General features: G+C 50.7%; 16 protein-coding genes. 9 read left to right on the forward strand and 7 right to left on the reverse strand.

Annotated elements, in window-relative coordinates; all coding sequences use genetic code 11:
- Positions 1-8: 8 nt before the first annotated feature.
- From LGV68_RS09720 to LGV68_RS09730, 3 genes are all read right to left on the reverse strand, one after another.
- Positions 9-1,625, reverse strand: a complete 1,617-nt coding sequence (locus LGV68_RS09720; protein ID WP_052193012.1) for a hypothetical protein — start codon at positions 1,623-1,625, stop codon at positions 9-11.
- A gap of 555 nt (positions 1,626-2,180) precedes the next feature.
- On the reverse strand, positions 2,181-2,369 hold the full coding sequence (locus tag LGV68_RS09725) for a hypothetical protein (protein WP_123946145.1): 189 nt from the start codon (positions 2,367-2,369) through the stop codon (positions 2,181-2,183).
- Between the two features lie 521 nt (positions 2,370-2,890).
- Positions 2,891-4,057: a winged helix-turn-helix domain-containing protein gene (locus LGV68_RS09730; protein WP_202659625.1), complete on the reverse strand. Its 1,167-nt coding sequence runs from the start codon at positions 4,055-4,057 to the stop codon at positions 2,891-2,893.
- A 121-nt stretch (positions 4,058-4,178) separates the two neighbouring features.
- Here LGV68_RS09730 and LGV68_RS09735 point away from each other — a divergent pair, with 121 nt between their 5' ends.
- From LGV68_RS09735 to cobA, 5 genes are all read left to right on the forward strand, one after another.
- Positions 4,179-4,712: a hypothetical protein gene (locus tag LGV68_RS09735; RefSeq protein ID WP_020432181.1), complete on the forward strand. Its 534-nt coding sequence runs from the start codon at positions 4,179-4,181 to the stop codon at positions 4,710-4,712.
- Positions 4,713-4,986: 274 nt separating this feature from the next.
- Positions 4,987-7,548, forward strand: a complete 2,562-nt coding sequence (gene nirB, locus LGV68_RS09740) for a nitrite reductase large subunit NirB (RefSeq protein WP_212572527.1) — start codon at positions 4,987-4,989, stop codon at positions 7,546-7,548.
- Positions 7,549-7,561: 13 nt separating this feature from the next.
- On the forward strand, positions 7,562-7,885 hold the full coding sequence (nirD, locus tag LGV68_RS09745; protein WP_020329208.1) for a nitrite reductase small subunit NirD: 324 nt from the start codon (positions 7,562-7,564) through the stop codon (positions 7,883-7,885).
- A 149-nt stretch (positions 7,886-8,034) separates the two neighbouring features.
- On the forward strand, positions 8,035-8,883 hold the full coding sequence (locus LGV68_RS09750; RefSeq protein WP_222764944.1) for a formate/nitrite transporter family protein: 849 nt from the start codon (positions 8,035-8,037) through the stop codon (positions 8,881-8,883).
- Between the two features lie 162 nt (positions 8,884-9,045).
- The gene (gene cobA, locus LGV68_RS09755) at positions 9,046-9,804 is read left to right on the forward strand and encodes a uroporphyrinogen-III C-methyltransferase (RefSeq protein ID WP_055452965.1); all 759 of its coding nucleotides are present in this window, start codon (positions 9,046-9,048) and stop codon (positions 9,802-9,804) included.
- Here the strand turns inward: cobA and LGV68_RS09760 are convergent, their stop codons facing one another.
- Positions 9,805-10,242, reverse strand: a complete 438-nt coding sequence (locus LGV68_RS09760) for a DUF4174 domain-containing protein (RefSeq protein ID WP_024374671.1) — start codon at positions 10,240-10,242, stop codon at positions 9,805-9,807.
- 198 nt (positions 10,243-10,440) lie between these two features.
- Here LGV68_RS09760 and LGV68_RS09765 point away from each other — a divergent pair, with 198 nt between their 5' ends.
- Positions 10,441-10,914 (forward strand): NYN domain-containing protein, encoded by a 474-nt coding sequence (locus tag LGV68_RS09765; protein ID WP_020329212.1) that lies wholly within the window; start codon positions 10,441-10,443, stop codon positions 10,912-10,914.
- Here LGV68_RS09765 and LGV68_RS09770 read toward each other — a convergent pair.
- Positions 10,903-11,082, reverse strand: a complete 180-nt coding sequence (locus LGV68_RS09770) for a DUF2986 domain-containing protein (protein WP_025715383.1) — start codon at positions 11,080-11,082, stop codon at positions 10,903-10,905. The genes LGV68_RS09765 and LGV68_RS09770 overlap by 12 nt on opposite strands.
- A 105-nt stretch (positions 11,083-11,187) precedes the next feature.
- Here LGV68_RS09770 and LGV68_RS09775 point away from each other — a divergent pair, with 105 nt between their 5' ends.
- Positions 11,188-11,583 carry a nitrous oxide-stimulated promoter family protein gene (locus LGV68_RS09775; protein ID WP_020329214.1) on the forward strand — a complete coding sequence of 132 codons (396 nt, stop codon included), beginning with the start codon at positions 11,188-11,190 and terminating at the stop codon, positions 11,581-11,583.
- A gap of 47 nt (positions 11,584-11,630) precedes the next feature.
- Here LGV68_RS09775 and LGV68_RS09780 read toward each other — a convergent pair whose 3' ends face one another.
- Both LGV68_RS09780 and trxC read right to left on the reverse strand, forming a co-directional pair.
- Positions 11,631-12,785, reverse strand: coding sequence for an MFS transporter (locus tag LGV68_RS09780; RefSeq protein WP_020329215.1), 1,155 nt, complete (start codon positions 12,783-12,785; stop codon positions 11,631-11,633).
- 197 nt (positions 12,786-12,982) lie between these two features.
- Complete coding sequence (gene trxC, locus LGV68_RS09785) at positions 12,983-13,417, reverse strand: thioredoxin TrxC (protein ID WP_020329216.1); 435 nt, start codon at positions 13,415-13,417, stop codon at positions 12,983-12,985.
- A 278-nt stretch (positions 13,418-13,695) separates the two neighbouring features.
- Here trxC and LGV68_RS09790 point away from each other — a divergent pair, with 278 nt between their 5' ends.
- Positions 13,696-14,787 (forward strand): ketoacyl-ACP synthase III, encoded by a 1,092-nt coding sequence (locus tag LGV68_RS09790; protein ID WP_055452971.1) that lies wholly within the window; start codon positions 13,696-13,698, stop codon positions 14,785-14,787.
- Positions 14,788-14,962: 175 nt separating this feature from the next.
- Positions 14,963-16,084 (forward strand): efflux RND transporter periplasmic adaptor subunit, encoded by a 1,122-nt coding sequence (locus LGV68_RS09795; protein WP_252536653.1) that lies wholly within the window; start codon positions 14,963-14,965, stop codon positions 16,082-16,084.
- Positions 16,085-16,092 lie beyond the last annotated feature (8 nt).

Here is a 16,092-nt window from a genome sequence, read left to right on the forward strand (position 1 = left end):
GGAGAGTGTTAATCCGCTGGACACAATGGACAGCTTGCTTCTACTGGTAAACCGGTATCGACAGTTTGACCAGTAATCGCGTTCACACCTTCTGCGATAACCGTATCTTTGAAGGTACGTACATCATGTGCCAATACCGGGCCACCCGCGACATCGGTTCCAGGGACTGGGACATAGTCGTCAGAGTATGGCATACACGCATATGGTGCCAGCGTACCGATACTAATGACTTGATCCGTACCATCATGTGTTTCTGTGATCGCAACGCCATTCATTTTCACAGCGCTGTCATTACATACTTCACCTGCGAATTTGACTCGTAGGCCATACGCGCCAGAACCATTCTGTTCAACATAAGTTGTACAGTTTTTGGTAATGCTTAATGAGCCCGGAGGGTTCAGAGGGGGACAGTCATCGGAATCAGATTTCGACAGTATTGGATCGCCGCCTGTTTTCAGCGCCGCAGTTGCAGTTGCGACGTTTTCAACCCCGTTGATGAGTGACACAAAGGAGCCCGTGTAGGTTTCAGTCGCGCCAGCCGCCAAAGAAGGTGTATAGAAAGTATCACCGGCAGTCACGTCTTCTACGTTAATGTCATACAAAGAACCGAAACCTGTATTGGTTACTTTGATTTCATAGTCGTAGATGATGGAGTCACCAGATGGAGACAGTGCGCCTGTTGGACAGGTTTTCACCATTTCCATGCCGCACAACGAGAATTTACCCAACACAAAGTCTTTCAGTGATGCGGTAAATGAACTTGAAGAGCGGGTTTCTGCCATAAAGCTACTGAAACAGGTATCGGTGCCGTTGAGCAGTTGAGTGATGTTAATACCACCTTCGTAGAAGCTTTCAAATGGGAACACATTTGGTGAACCTGCTTTAGGTGTGTATGACCAAGGTGATGGTTCGTCACCACTGTTGGTTGTTGCACATGCTAAGTCACCAGCTTGCGCGCCACATTCAGCAGGATGAGCACCGTCAGATTCAAGTTTGAGACGTAAGTTTGATGCTGCACAATCGCCAGGCATTGGGTCATTACTATCCGCTTTTGAACAGCTTGGGTCCCACAGCACAACGGCGATGTATGGCACTTCATTCGCACCTTGAGGGTAATCAACCAGAATCAGTACGTCGCCAATAGTGTGGACACCTGAGAAGGAACCGTCACTTTGTGCAACCACTTCATCCTGGAAGAACCAGAAGCCCATAAAGGCGTCACCGACATTAGCAAAACGGTCAGCACCAAAATAGATGATGAGATCTTGACCGCCAGCGCCGTCATCAACGCCATAGGCTGCGGCGTACGCATTGGTCAGATCGTCTTTATCTGGTACAGAGCCGTCTTTGTGACCCCATTGAGGTACGTCTTGAATGTCTTTACGACCACCGGTAAATATCGATTTTGGAGAAGGGTCGGCAATAATACCGGTTGTCACATTGGCTGAATCGGTATCGTTGTAGACATTTGCCCAGTCATCGCCGGCAGCAGCGCCATTGGCTGCATCACCGTCCAGCTCGAAGACTCCTTCATCATGAACCGCGAATACGGGCGCCGTGAAGAAGCCAAGAATCAGCCCCAAACACAGCGTGCGTATCATGAGTTTAAATTTACTAAAGTCCATCTTAATCACTCCTTTTTAAAGTTAAAGATCCGGACCTTTACCTGTTATCGAAGATAATCAGGATTTGCTGAATCAAATCACAATGGGAGTTTTAGTACTCTCGTTTGCTTGGTGTGGCATAAAGCAAGAAATAAACCGAACTGCAAGCGATTGATATTTATTGAGTTTACGGTTTTGATGGAAAAATATTGAACACTGAATTAAACACTTTGTATTGTGTTTGGAAATTTATTTATATTTTTCATTGATTTAAAAAGTGTTAATCATCCTGTTCAGCTGGTTTACAGGTGAACACATGCATAATGAATGTCAGCTGATTTAATGGAGTGCGATTTTAAAAGTCCGAAAAATCGGCGTTGAAATAAGTTGAATGGAGAGATGATAAAAATATTTTTCGAGAAAAAACGTGGAGGAAAAAAATAATCCTGCGTGTCATGAAGGTGTTGACCAACATAGCACACAGGATTGGAACAGCTGAAGCTGTTAATTAGTGATCGCTAATTAATGATATTTGCAAATTCGTGGGGAATACAGCCACAGAATATTCGCAAACCATTATCCAAGATCACGGCAGGTATCAGGATCATCACATGGTCTGTAAGAGGTAGACGGCATAGTGATAATGGTATTGGCTCCGGCTGGTGTTTGGTTTGCATTATTTGAAGTGGCTGCAAAGCTAACACCTATGCTTGAAACAGCCAGCGCTGCTGCAAGAAAAAGAGCTTTAATATTCATACTTTTCATGACTTTATCTCCTAAAGAGTCAGCGACGTTGAGCAAGTCGCGCTTTTTGTTACACGGCTTAGAGACAGGTGATATAACGTCTGATCCGATTCAAATGCCTGACTGCTGATTGCTTTTGAAACACTCCTGCCGATAAGTCGGATGCGGGAAATACAGCAAGAAGTGCTCCTGTCGCTAACTTATTAAAAAATCGACACATTGCGACTTCGGTATGTGTTCACCGTTACAGGTGGTGTAACACATTGAATCTCAGCTATGACTTTCGCGAAACATATACATACAATGTAAAACAACATGTTAGGCTGATGGTATTACGCAACTCAGTGACGGTGTCAGGCAAGAGAAAAGTGTGACAGGTGTTACACTTTTTCGCGTTTCACGGATTAAGTGAAAAAATGCTGGCAGAGTTAATCAGCATTAATTTATTGATCTCAAATAGAAAATAAATTTGTTTGCTGAAAAGCACGGGTAGTGTGGGGTTGGAAGATGGTGAACACTTTTCGCAAAGTCTCTGGCGGGCACTAAACAGAAAGGCGATAACCGACGCCGCGAACGGTCTCGATGCAGTGCGCATAACCACAAAGTTTGCGACGCAGGGAGACAATAATAGTGTCAACCACATTGCTGGAGCCTTCAAAATGGATACCCCATACGTGCTCCAGCAGCAGTTTTCGGCTGACGGCTGCGCCTTGGTGGTGAAACAAAATGCTCAATACGCCAAATTCTAACGGGGTGAGGTCGATGGGGTGCTGATTGACTTTCAACTGCCGCGCGCCGCTGTCAAACCAGTGGCAATCCAGTTGCTGCCATTGCTGACTCAAATGCAATAAGGTTTGAAACCGTTCCGGATCGCGCGCTTGCAGCTGGCGGTTGATGATATTGCCCAGTACCGGAATTAAGCTGATGCCATCGTGATGAGTTTCCGTACTCCAGTGCTGGCAAAGAGTTTGATAGAGTTGGCTGCAATCGTCCTGTTGCGCCAGATAAGCCAAAGCGGGTTCGTTAGCGCGTGACAAGAAAGACAAACATTCCAATGCACCTAACAGGCCGGGCGGCTCGGGTGAGGCAAAAAAATAACGCATCAGCGTATGGATCAGCTCAGTGGACGGATAGCGCTCTACATTCAAGACGCGGGTATCGGCGCTGAGAATATTGAGCAACGTCGGATGGCCCAGAGCGAAGCTGTTGATGGTTCTTGCAGCACACTCTTCTACACCGAGGGATGATAAGTAAGCCAAGGCGTGGTCAGCGGACAGTGTGGCAAGTTTAATCGCGCGAAAACGCAGGTGCGGCGATTTGTTGGTCATCCAGCTTAAATGAGGGGGCTGACGACGGGCAAACACCATCTTAGTGTTGTGTGGTGTTCGCGGGAGGAATTCACACCGTAGCCAGGCTTCAAGCTCTGGCTGACAGTCCAGATGATCAAGCAGCAGTACAGTGTCAGCCGCCGCAGTTTGAATCCTCTTTTTCAGACTTTTGCGGAATTTGTCGCGATGGGCATTGCCGTCAGTACGACAATCAATTTTGCAGCAGCGTTTGTCGTTGAGGCGGGCAAAGTCTTCCAGCAGAGCGCTTTTGCCCACGCCCATTAATCCGTGCAGGCAAACCACGTCAGGATGTTGCGAACTCAATAATGAGTGCAACACATTAAGTTCCGGCTCGCGGCTTTTTGCTCGCTCATACGCCATTCGCCGATCCTCCGGCGCAAAACGTCATTCGCATCCCATCGAAATCTCATCAAATTCTCACCAATAGATTTATCAATAGTGCTTATGTTTACAGATGTAAAGCGAGTGAGGAGGAAATCCGATGAGACTAATTTGTTTATCGGCTTGCGCTCTGGCAGTGGTTGCGACATTCGCCACCGCTTCTATGGAAGAAGAAAAAGTGATGCGCGCGGAAAGCGCGGCGCACACCGATCTGAGTTCAACGGCAACGATTATGGACACAGACGGCACGGTGCTGCGCAAAGGCAGTAGCCACTGGCATTGTATGCCCGGCATTCCTGTGATGGAAGGTGATGCGCACCCCATGTGTAATGACCCGGTTTGGACGGCATTACTTCAGGCAGCCGCGGAAGGTAAACCGTTTGAAACCGATAAAGTAGGCTTCTCATACATGCTGCAAGGCGATGCGCTGGTCAGCAATGAGAGCCCGGCAGCAACCGACCCTAACGACGGCGGAGTCTGGGTCGAAGAAGGTCCGCACATTATGATTGTGGTGCCTCGGGCACTGCTGGAGGGGATCAGTACTGACCCTTATAACGGCGGCCCTTACGTGATGTGGAAAGATACCCCATATGCTCACATCATGATTCCGGTTGGAAACAAAACTAAGCCATGATTGGCCACTCCGGGTTCAGGGAGTGATGGGCTACCTTCGGGTAGCCTATTTTTTGTCTGATACTTTCACTTTGGTAAATATTTAAGGTCGAACCCGCCAATTTGTCGGAGGTTTCCTACATTCCACGCCATGGGTAGGCTGTTAATCGGTTGTTAATGGCGTTTCTACCCCTTTAGGGTAGTTTGATTTTGTAATTGATTTACATCATGAATTCATTTTCTTTCATAATTAACAATCTTGCTTAACGAAATATGACAATTATCTAGGAATCCGTATGAGCAAGTTGAAGCTAGTGATCATCGGTAACGGCATGGTCGGCCATCGCTATATCGAAGATCTCGTGGAGAAGATGGATGCGTCTGAACTCGACGTCACTGTTTTCTGTGAGGAGCCGCGCGTCGCTTATGACCGTGTGCACCTTTCCTCCTATTTTTCCCACCATACCGCGGAAGAGCTGTCGCTGGTTAAAACGGGTTTCTATGAAAAGCACGGCATCAAAGTCCACATTGGTGAACGTGCGATCAACATCAACCGCGAGCAGCGCACGGTTTACTCCAGTGCGGGTCGTGAAGTCCAATACGACAAACTGATTCTGGCGACAGGTTCTTATCCGTTCGTACCGCCAATCAAAGGTAACGAAGGCAAAGACTGTTTCGTTTACCGCACCATTGAAGATCTGAAAGAAATCGAAGCGTGTGCGAAGAAGAGTAAGAGCGGCGTGGTGGTCGGCGGTGGTCTGCTTGGCCTTGAAGCGGCTGGCGCGCTGAAAGCACTCGGCGTGCAAACCCACGTGATTGAATTTGCGCCAGTGCTGATGGCAGAGCAGTTGGATCTGCAAGGCGGCCTGCAACTGCGTAACAAAATTGAGCGCATGGGCGTGCAGGTGCACACCAGCAAAAACACGCAAGAAATCGTGGCGCAAGGCACCACGGCGCGCAACACCATGAAGTTTGCCGACGGTTCTGAGCTGGAAGTGGACTTCATCGTGTTCTCAACTGGTATTCGTCCGCAAGACAAGCTGGCGCGTCAAATGGGTCTGGACATCGCGCCGCGTGGTGGTATCGCCATCAACGATCATTGCCAAACCTCGGATCCGGATATCTACGCCATCGGCGAATGTGCGTCGTGGAACGAGAAATTCTTCGGTCTTGTCGCACCGGGTTACAAAATGGCGACCGTCGCGGTGGATCACATCGTCGGCAACGACAGCCGTTTCGAAGGGGCAGACATGAGCGCCAAACTGAAACTGCTGGGCGTGAAAGTTGGTTCAATCGGCGATGCCAACGGCCGCACACCAAATTGTAAAAGCTACGTTTACCAGAACGAAGAAGAGGAAGTGTACAAGCGCATCATCGTTTCTGAGGACGGCAAAAAGCTGCTGGGTGCTGTGCTGGTGGGCGACACCTCTGACTACGGCGATCTGTTGCAATTGATGCTCAACGAAATTGAGTTGCCAAAACATCCGGATACGTTGATTCTGCCGGCGCACGCCGGCGCAGAGAAACCGGCTCTGGGCGCCGACGCGCTGCCGGAAAGTGCGGTGATCTGCTCTTGTTTCGATGTCACCAAAGGCAAAATCGCGCAAGCGGTGGCCAATGGGTGTCATACCCTGGCGGAAGTTAAAGCGGCGACAGGTGCTGGCACCGGTTGTGGTGGCTGTATTCCTCTGGTGACTTCAGTATTGAATGCGGAACTGGCGAAATCAGGCATCGAAGTGAAGAACGATGTGTGTGGCCACTTTGCTTATTCGCGCCAAGAGCTGTTCCACCTGATTCGCATCGAAGAGATCAAAACCTTTGATGAGCTGTTGGAAAAACATGGCCAAGGTTACGGCTGTGAAGTGTGTAAACCGCTGGTGGGTTCAATCCTGGCCTCTTGCTGGGGTGAGCACATTCTGAAACCACAACTGGTGAAGCTGCACGACACCAACGACAACTTCCTTGGCAACATTCAAAAAGATGGCACTTACTCGGTCATCCCTCGTATGGCGGGTGGTGAAGTGACGCCGCAAGCCTTGGGTGCACTCGCGGCTGTAGCGGAAGAGTACAACCTGTACACCAAAGTGACTGGCGCGCAGCGTATCGGCCTGTTCGGTGCGCAGAAAGATGACCTGCCAGCCATCTGGCGCAAACTGATTGAAGCCGGATTTGAAACAGGGCAAGCCTATGCCAAAGCACTGCGCATGGCGAAAACTTGTGTCGGTTCGACTTGGTGTCGTTACGGCGTGCAAGACTCTGTCGGTTTAGGTTCATTTATTGAGAATCGTTACAAAGGCATTCGTACACCGCACAAGATGAAGTTTGGTGTGTCGGGTTGTACGCGTGAGTGTGCGGAAGCACAGGGCAAAGATCTGGGCATCATCGCCACTGACGCCGGCTGGAACATGTACGTGTGTGGTAACGGCGGCATGAAACCACGTCACGCAGATTTGCTAGCAAGCGATCTTGACCGTGAAACACTGATCAAATATATCGACCGTTTCATGATGTTCTACATTCGCACGGCGGCGCCGCTGCAACGCACCTCAGTCTGGATGGACAATCTGGACGGTGGCGTAGACTACCTGCGCGAAGTGATTGTGGACGACAAACTGGGCATCAACGACCAGCTTGAAGCCGACGTCGCCAAACTGGTCGCCGAGTACGAATGTGAGTGGACTGCGACGATCAACGATGAATCGCAACTGACACGTTTCGCGCACTTTATCAACTCAGACCTGCGTGATGACAACGTGGTGTTTGTACCAGAGCGTGCGCAGCATCGTCCGGCGACATTTACTGAAAAACATCCGCACGCCAAAGGCGACATTCTGCACGTCGCGGCGACTGAAGCATAAGGGAAGGTGGATTATGTCTTTTGAAAAAATCTGTCACATCAACGACATCATTCCAGGCACCGGCGTTTGTGCGCTGGTGAATGGCGAGCAGGTTGCGGTCTTTCGTCCGACTAATGCCGAAGAAGTGCTGGCGATCAGCAATACCGACCCGTACTTTCAGTCCAATGTGCTGTCTCGCGGCTTGATTTGTGAACATCAAGGCGAGCTGTGGGTGGCAAGCCCGCTGAAGAAGCAGCGCTTTAATCTGAACACGGGCCTGTGTCTGGAAGATGAGCGTTTTAGTGTAAAAGCGTACCGCGCCCAAGTGGTGAACGGTAACGTTGAAATCGCAGCGTAATCAGGCAATCCCTCCTCTGCGGAGGAGGGATGCAGATTCAATAGACAAAGGTTTCTTAACGCATCAACCCCCGTTCATAGCGATGTTTTCGATGCCTTTCTCTATTCAATCTTCACTTTTAAATTTCACTTTTAGATAGGGACACACTTATGTCTGCATTAAAACCAGTCGAATTTGTTCAAACCATGGTTGACGTTGGCGAAGCGAAAATCAAAACGTCAACTCGCGACTTGATTTTGCGCGGTACGATGGCAGGGATCATTCTCTCATTGGCGGTTGTGGTAGCGATTACTGCCATCACGCAAACGGGCATTGGCCTGGTGGGCGCGCTGGTCTTCCCGGTGGGCTTTTGTATTCTGAGCCTGATGGGTTATGACTTGGTTACTGGCGTATTTGGCCTAGCGCCGCTGGCGAAACTGGACAACCGTCCGGGCGTAACTTGGGGACGCGTGCTGCGCTGCTGGGGTCTGGTGGGGTTGGGTAACCTGATCGGTTCGCTGATTGTAGCGGCTTTGATTGCGCTCTCTCTGACCATGAACTTCAGTGTAGAACCTAACGCCGTCGGTCAAACTTTCATTAAAGTGGCCACTGCACGTACGGTGGGTTTTGAAAATCTGGGTGCAGACGGTTGGATCACCTGTTTTGTGCGCGGTATTCTGTGTAACCTGATGGTGTGTCTGGGTGTGATTGGTAACATGACCGCACGCAGTGTCGCGGGAAAAATTGCCGCGATGTGGCTGCCAATCTTCATCTTCTTCGCGTTGGTGTTTGAACACGCGGTGGTGAACATGTTCCTGTTCCCTCTGGGCATGATGCTGGGCGCTGATTTTGGTATCGCGACTTGGTTGAACTTCAACCTGATCCCAACCATTCTGGGTAACATCGTTGGCGGTCTGCTTTTTACTGCACTTCCGCTATACCTGACTCACGCAAAAACAGCACCTGCACTGGATGCTGAGCAACGCGTTGACGTACAGCCTGCGTTGAACACAAAATAATCGAGCTGAGGCTCCGCGCAAAAGCGGAGCCTTTCCCTCAATTGCTGTAAACCCGCAGCGAGCAAAGAACAAATTAGGTTTGACGATAACAAGTCATCATTCAGCGGCCGATGGCGTAAAGGGTGACTTTTTATACTCAAATTTGAATGGATTGGCGTTGCTATGACTACTTATCCCACTTCTCAACACTCTGGCTTTGTTTCTTTGGTTGGCGCCGGACCGGGCGATCCGGATCTGCTGACGGTAAAAGGTCTGCGCGTGATTCAGCAGGCGCAAGTGCTGGTATACGACCGTTTGGTTTCTCAAGCGATTCTGGATTTAGCCCCGCCAAACGCAGAACGCATTTATGTGGGCAAGCAACTCGATTTTCACTGCGTGCCGCAGGATCAAATCAACCAGATTCTGGTCGACAAAGCGCGCGAAGGAAAGCATGTGGTGCGTCTGAAAGGCGGCGATTCATTTATCTTTGGTCGTGGCGGTGAAGAGCTTGAAGTGCTGGCTGAAAACCAGATTGCGTATGAAGTGGTGCCGGGTATTACTGCGGCGGCAGGGGCGACGGCCTACGCAGGTATTCCGCTGACGCATCGCGATCACGCGCAAAGTGTACAGTTCATTACCGGTCATTTGCAAAAAGATGGTCAACCCATCAATTGGCAATGTCTGGCGCAAAGCAACCAAACCTTGGTGTTTTACATGGGTTTGAAACAGAGCCCGCACATTACTGAAAAGCTGCTTAACGCAGGGCTAAGCGGTGAAACGGCTTGTGCCATCATTGAACGTGGCACCACAACCCAGCAACGTGTCCTGACTGGAGAACTGGCTACGCTGCCTCAACTGGCACAGCAGGCAGAGAGCCCGGCGCTGATTGTGGTAGGTAGTGTGACCAGCCTGCACAGCAAGCTCAAATGGTTTAACGCGTGATCAGATTTGGCAGCGGCTGATTTGCCGCTGCATCTCATGCTGGCGCATCGGCATGGCATCGATGGTGTCTTTCACTTTTATCCAATCGGTGGTTTTACCCCAACGCAGCTTTTCTTCACCATCTTTGCCGACCAGCACCGCGGTATGGCTGCCCGCAGGCACGCCATAGGCCATCAATACGTCACGCAGATCGAATTCATCTTTGAGCCAGGCAGGATAACTGTAGCCATCTTCGGTAATGATAATGGTGACAACGTCACGCTCATCCAGCTCGCACTCATGCATCAGGGTTTCCAATAAAAACTGACGCACATACTCATCCTGAGTCGGGGCAAAGTAGAGCACGCTGCGATGTGACCAAGAGTGGGCATAGAGCGGATACGCTGACGCAATCAGCGGCAGGCAGCTTAGGCAGAGTGCCAGTAAAATCCTTCTCATACGCCCTCCTGTGGCTCTGTGCTCAGATTCCTTGGCCATGACGTTGTCATCGTTTTTGATTTTGCGCCGTCTTTCGCTTTTGAGGCTCATAGTGTGGTAAGGTCGCACACTCCAAGCCCTAAAGACATCGAGGCATTGTTACTCTTACGATTCCATTGGAGCCAGAGTTCACAATCCCGAGCAACACAGACGAAGATTATGGAAACTATCGCCATTTTGGTGGACGTTCAGAACGTGTACTACACCTGCAAAGAACGCTATCAGCAACATTTTAACTATAACCATTTCTGGCAGCAGGTGACCAAAGATCGCCGGGTCGTTAAAGCCAATGCGTATGCGATTGCGTCCAACGACAGCCGTCAGCGTCAGTTCCACCACATTTTGCGTGGTATCGGCTTTGAAGTGATGCTGAAACCCTACATTCAACGTTCCGATGGCAGTGCCAAAGGCGACTGGGATGTGGGCATTACTTTAGATGCCATTGAGCTGGCGCCGGAAGTGGATACGGTGGTGCTGGTGTCTGGTGACGGGGATTTCGATATTCTGGCCAAGCGCATTCAGGATAAATACGGCAAGCAGGTTGAAGTGTATGGTGTGCCTGGATTGACGGCGAAAAGTTTGGTTGACGCCGCCAATCGCTACGTCACGATTGAAGGAGCGTTACTCCTCTGACGGAGTGACACTCTCATCTGTGCTTGCTTCTGCGGCCGCTTGTTCCGCTTCCATCTTGGCGCGTTCAGCTTTGGAAATATAACGAGGCTTGTTGCTGTTGTGCAGCTTAGCGTTTTGCTTTTTCAGCTTCGTTTTTAAAATTTGGTTGATTCTCTTTTTACGGTTCATCTCTGGCTCTGGGAGTCAAGGTTGCGAGGTGCGGAGCTTACTTGTTTTCAGCCTTAAGCTCAACAGCTGCGCGCGAGGTTTTCTATCGGTTTAAAAGGTGGGTAAATGGCATTGTCATCGCTACTAACCAACGCATTGCTGACAGAGTTTAAAACGGTGCACGGCATGCTGCAGATATACTGCAAAGCGCATCATCCAAGTGAGATCAAAGGCGAGGATGGACTCTGCGAAGCGTGTCGCGCGCTACAAAATTACGCTGAAGTGCGCCTGGATCGCTGCCCCTATGGTCAGCACAAGCCAACCTGCAACCGCTGTCCGATTCATTGCTATAAACCCGAACCCAAAGAGCAGATGCGTCTGGTGATGCGTTATGCTGGCCCGCGGATGTTACTGCATCATCCGATTCTGGCGATTCGTCACTTGCTGCATGAACGCCGCCCGATTCCGGCCAAGCCTCCGGCGAACCAGTCCAATCGTCATCAGCGTCAACAGCTGAAATGAATAAAGGCAAGCCGAAGCTTGCCTTTTCCGTATTCGATGCGTTGGCGTTATTCGCCCGCCACCCATTCGCGTTTGGTTTTTACGCTCGACAGCAACATGTAGATACACGTCGCCAGCAGCGTCACAAACAGGTAGCCCAACAGGCCTTGCGTGCCTTGCATAAACCAGTCAGCCAAAACCGGGCCTGCGACGGACCCGATGCTGTAACTGAACAGCATGACTTGCGTGGCAGACACAATGTAACTTGCGTCCAGTTTGTCGCAGCCAAGGTTAATCGCAATAGGGTAAATGGCGAATGTCGCCATGCCAAGCACAAACAGGCCCGCTGCCAGCATGTTAATGCCGGAGTAAATCAGCGGCATCGCGGTTGCGCCTGCGCCAATCAAGCAGAACATCGCCATCAGCAGCTTACGACCCATAAATTTAGACAGCCAAGGCACCATAGGTTGTACCGCCATCGCGCCCAGAATAACCAACGCCATCAAGGTGCCGATATGGGTATTGCTGATACCGCGAGTCGAAAGTTCTACTGGCATCAGGCCGTAAATCGCGCCCAGCGTCAGGCCAGATACCAAGCAACCGATAATGGCCGCATGGCTCAGTTTGGCCATCTGCTTCCACGACAAACTTTCAGAGTGTTGCGATGGCGGCTGATCCGATTCGCCGTAAATCAGCACAACAGAAGCCAGTAGCAGTAGGGTAGTGATGGCAATAAATGGTACGCCACCTGAAACACCGAGCACGCCAATGCCCAGTTGACCGACAGCAGTGCCGCCGTACAGTGACGCCATGTAAATACCCAGACGTTTCGCCCGGCCGGTTTCATCTCCGTGTAGCAGCCAAGATTCCACCACCACAAAAACACCCGCAACAGCAACACCCGCAATAAAGCGCGTGATCAGCCACGCCGAGGCGTAAGGCAGTGATGGCAGCGCAATAATCGACAGTAGCAGAATGGCTAAACACCAAATAAATGCCATCCGGTGACCCAGACGGTTAACGAACGGTTCCATGATCATCGCGCCCAGCAGTAAACCTGCATAGAACACACTCGCCAGCCAACTGGCCAACGATTCTTCTAGTCCATAATGAGAAAGCATGAGCGGGATCAGGCTCATCAGATAGCCAGACGCGATCGCGTACAGCGCCAAAGCAATAACTGGCACTGAAATGCGTTGCGCAGGAACAGCGGACGTACTCACGGCGTAGCCTCGAAATTAGATGCAGAACAGGGGGAAATTCGCCGCGAATATGGAACTAAAGAATGGAAAGGTAAAACGAAAAATTATGGTCTTGACGATTAACAAAATTTATCAATCGGCTAAGCAGTGAAATGAGGGGTTAAGTTGGCATAATCCAGCAAATAATACCAACTTTATTGTCTGTTTTTATGACAGGCTTACTTATTTAACGCTTGGTTGAGCCATTGATCGAACTGGGATTTTGGCAGCGCGCCATTGATCACATCCACTCTTTGACCGTTTTTGAACACCATAATGGTTGGAATGCTGCGAATCTGAAATTTTGCTGCCAGATTCTGCTGACTTTCGGTATCGATTTTCACGAAGCGAACCTGGCCTTTACGCTCTTCCGCCACATCACTGAAAATAGGCGCAAAGCCGACGCAGGGATTACACCACGGGGCCCAGAAATCGACCACTACAGGTTGAGTGCTTTGCAACAATGCCTCAAAGTTCGCGTCCGTTCCTTCTATCGGTGCTCCGTCTAAAAGAGATGCCTGGCATTTACCGCAGTTCGGGCTTTCGGAGATTCGTTCGGTCGGTACACGGTTTAGCCCGTGGCATGACGGGCAGCGGGTGTTAAATGTGGTCATCACTTTCTCTCAATCTGGCGCTGGGTTAGGCTCACTTTCTTACGCTGTGCGGATGTGCATAGGCAAGTTGTGGGGCATACCCCTTAACGTTAAGGGACAAATCAGCGTATAATTTCGGCCATTGCGTAATATAAACGTTCGTTGAACTGTCGGTTTCCTCACCGCGTGATGCTGTAAAGGTCGCAGTTCGCCTGCTTATTATCGCTCTCTCTACAGCGAAATGTGGGGGCAGGTTGCGCGATTACAATAGATAACGACAACAAAAAAACAGGATTACAATGACCAAGTTTTATGCCGAAATTACTGGTTGGGGCAAATGCCTGCCACCAGCGACGCTCTCCAATGACGATCTGGGTACGTTTCTTGACACCAATGACGAGTGGATTCGCACTCGTACCGGGATTGAAAATCGCCGTATCAGTCACGTCAACACCTCTGATCTTGCTACCGTGGCTGCAAAACACGCGCTGGCTTGTGCTGGCCTTGACGCCAATGACATCGACCTCATCATTGTGGCCACCTGCTCACCCGATTCCCTGATCCCAAATATTGCCTCTAAAGTTCAGCAGAACTTAGGGATTACGGCGGCTGCGGCGTTTGACCTCAATGCTGCCTGTACCGGCTTTGTTTACGGTCTGGAAACCGCGACCCGCCTGATTCAGGCAAGCAACTACCGCCACGCGCTGGTAATCGGTGCTGAGCGCCTTTCGTTCTACCTTGACTGGACGAAACGCGATACCGCTGTGCTGTTCGGTGATGGCGCAGGTGCCGCAGTATTGAGCCGCACGGAAGCTCAGGTGGGGCTACAGGATGCGCAAATCGGCTGTGATGCGGCTGGACGCGATATTCTGGCGGTGCCGAAATTTGGTACCGCGATGGATCGTTTTGATGAAGAGAACGGTTACTGGTCGTTTGATTTTGTCGGCAAAGAGATCTTTAAACGTGCGGTGAAAGGCATGGGCGCAGCAGCGCAGCAAGTGCTGGCGCGCAGTGGTCTGAGCAAAGATGACATTGATGTGGTGATCCCGCATCAGGCCAACATCCGCATTATTCAAACGCTGTGTGACCTGTCAGGTATCGATCAAAGCAAAGCGTTTGTGAATATTCAGAATTACGGTAATACCTCTGCTGCGACAGTGCCTATCGCGCTGTGTGAAGCGTTGGAGCAAGGCAAAGTGAAACCGGGCGACAACTTGCTGCTGGCGGCGTTCGGCGCGGGTTTAACCTGGGGGGCAGGCCACATCAAGTGGGGTGAGCGTGTCACACCAGTGGCGACCAGCGACGCTGCCTTGCCAGCCAGTGACCACACCGCATTGCAATTGCTTGAAAATGCAATTGAGCACTGCAAACGCCACAACGCGGCGGAATAATACAAGCAGGTTATTAAAAAAGGAGCGTACATCGCTCCTTTTTATTGTCTTTTACACACCGTTTGCAGAACTTACAGTCTGATACAATTGCCCTGACTTCCCTGATAATTCTCGGACATTTCTTCACAAGCGATTCCATAGATTGCACCCATCAAGATCGATGAAATGGTTTGTCATGAAAAAACGCACACTCTTTACTGCCATGACGGCGGTTATCCTTTTGACCGGTTGTCAGGACTCGAACCACAAGGCTGCTCAGGCGAATTCGCCATTGGTGGTGACCAAGCCTGTGGAAGTATTGGCCTATCAGCCGAGTACCACCTACATAGGCCGCGCTGAAGCGATGGAAGATACTGCCATCACCGCTCAGGTAACCGGTTATTTGCAAGCGCGCCACTTTGCAGAAGGGCAGATTGTCCAACAAGGTCAGTTGCTGTACAGCATCGAACCCTCTTCATTTTTGGCTCAGGTCGCCAGTGCCAAAGCCTCCTTGGCGCAGGCTCAGGCCGGGTTAAAAAAGGCCGATATGGATTTCAAACGTGCACAAACGCTTTTGCCGCGTGGCAGCATTTCTCAATCCGAATTTGATACGTTGAACGCCAATCTGCTTGGCGCAGAAGCGGCGGTGGAAGCCGCAAAGGCACAGCTGAATCTGGCTCAGGTCAGTCTCTCCTATACCGAAATTCGCGCGCCATTTACCGGCCGTATCAGCAGCAGTAAGGTCAGTCAGGGGGATTTGTTGTCACCGTCGACCGGCGTGCTGACAACGCTGGTCAGCCTCGATCCAATTCATACCCGTTTCAGCGTCAGCGAACGTGAACGCCTGACGTTTGATATCGACAAAGTCAAAGGTGATGGCAGCAGCGAAGCGAACGGGGTTGAAGTACAAATTATTCTCGAAAATGGCGAGGCGTACCCGCAACTGGGCAAGCTCGATTTTCTCAGTAACCGCATTGACGTCAACACCGGGACAATTGCGATGCGCGCACTGGTGCCGAACCCGGAGCATCGTCTGTTACCCGGTCAGCATGTCAAAGTGATGCTACGCAGTAAACAAGCAAGCGATGTGGTGGTCGTGCCACGTAAAGCGGTGCAGATGGATCTGGAAGGTCACTATGTGATGGTGCTGACCGACGGTGATATTGCCGAACGCCGCAATGTCGAACTGGGCACGCAACTGCCGCAGGGAGTGGTCATTCTGGAAGGGCTGAGTACCGAGGATGTGATCATTACGCAAGGTCTGCAACGCGTGCGCAATGGTCTGACCGTGCGCCCGCAAGCCGCTACACAAGAGTAAGGGGACGT

The sequence above is a fragment of the Vibrio sp. LQ2 genome, from assembly GCF_023920125.1.
GTDB lineage: Bacteria > Pseudomonadota > Gammaproteobacteria > Enterobacterales > Vibrionaceae > Vibrio > Vibrio fluvialis.

Coding starts and splice junctions, on each gene's coding strand:
- nirB (WP_212572527.1), top strand. CDS start 4,987: ATGAGCAAGTTGAAGCTAGTGATCATCGGTAACGGCATGGTCGGCCAT.
- trxC (WP_020329216.1), bottom strand. CDS start 13,417: ATGACCACATTTAACACCCGCTGCCCGTCATGCCACGGGCTAAACCGT.
- LGV68_RS09790 (WP_055452971.1), top strand. CDS start 13,696: ATGACCAAGTTTTATGCCGAAATTACTGGTTGGGGCAAATGCCTGCCA.
- cobA (WP_055452965.1), top strand. CDS start 9,046: ATGACTACTTATCCCACTTCTCAACACTCTGGCTTTGTTTCTTTGGTT.
- LGV68_RS09795 (WP_252536653.1), top strand. CDS start 14,963: ATGAAAAAACGCACACTCTTTACTGCCATGACGGCGGTTATCCTTTTG.
- LGV68_RS09765 (WP_020329212.1), top strand. CDS start 10,441: ATGGAAACTATCGCCATTTTGGTGGACGTTCAGAACGTGTACTACACC.
- LGV68_RS09750 (WP_222764944.1), top strand. CDS start 8,035: ATGTCTGCATTAAAACCAGTCGAATTTGTTCAAACCATGGTTGACGTT.
- LGV68_RS09725 (WP_123946145.1), bottom strand. CDS start 2,369: ATGAAAAGTATGAATATTAAAGCTCTTTTTCTTGCAGCAGCGCTGGCT.
- nirD (WP_020329208.1), top strand. CDS start 7,562: ATGTCTTTTGAAAAAATCTGTCACATCAACGACATCATTCCAGGCACC.
- LGV68_RS09775 (WP_020329214.1), top strand. CDS start 11,188: ATGGCATTGTCATCGCTACTAACCAACGCATTGCTGACAGAGTTTAAA.
- LGV68_RS09735 (WP_020432181.1), top strand. CDS start 4,179: ATGAGACTAATTTGTTTATCGGCTTGCGCTCTGGCAGTGGTTGCGACA.
- LGV68_RS09730 (WP_202659625.1), bottom strand. CDS start 4,057: ATGGCGTATGAGCGAGCAAAAAGCCGCGAGCCGGAACTTAATGTGTTG.
- LGV68_RS09760 (WP_024374671.1), bottom strand. CDS start 10,242: ATGAGAAGGATTTTACTGGCACTCTGCCTAAGCTGCCTGCCGCTGATT.
- LGV68_RS09720 (WP_052193012.1), bottom strand. CDS start 1,625: ATGGACTTTAGTAAATTTAAACTCATGATACGCACGCTGTGTTTGGGG.
- LGV68_RS09770 (WP_025715383.1), bottom strand. CDS start 11,082: ATGAACCGTAAAAAGAGAATCAACCAAATTTTAAAAACGAAGCTGAAA.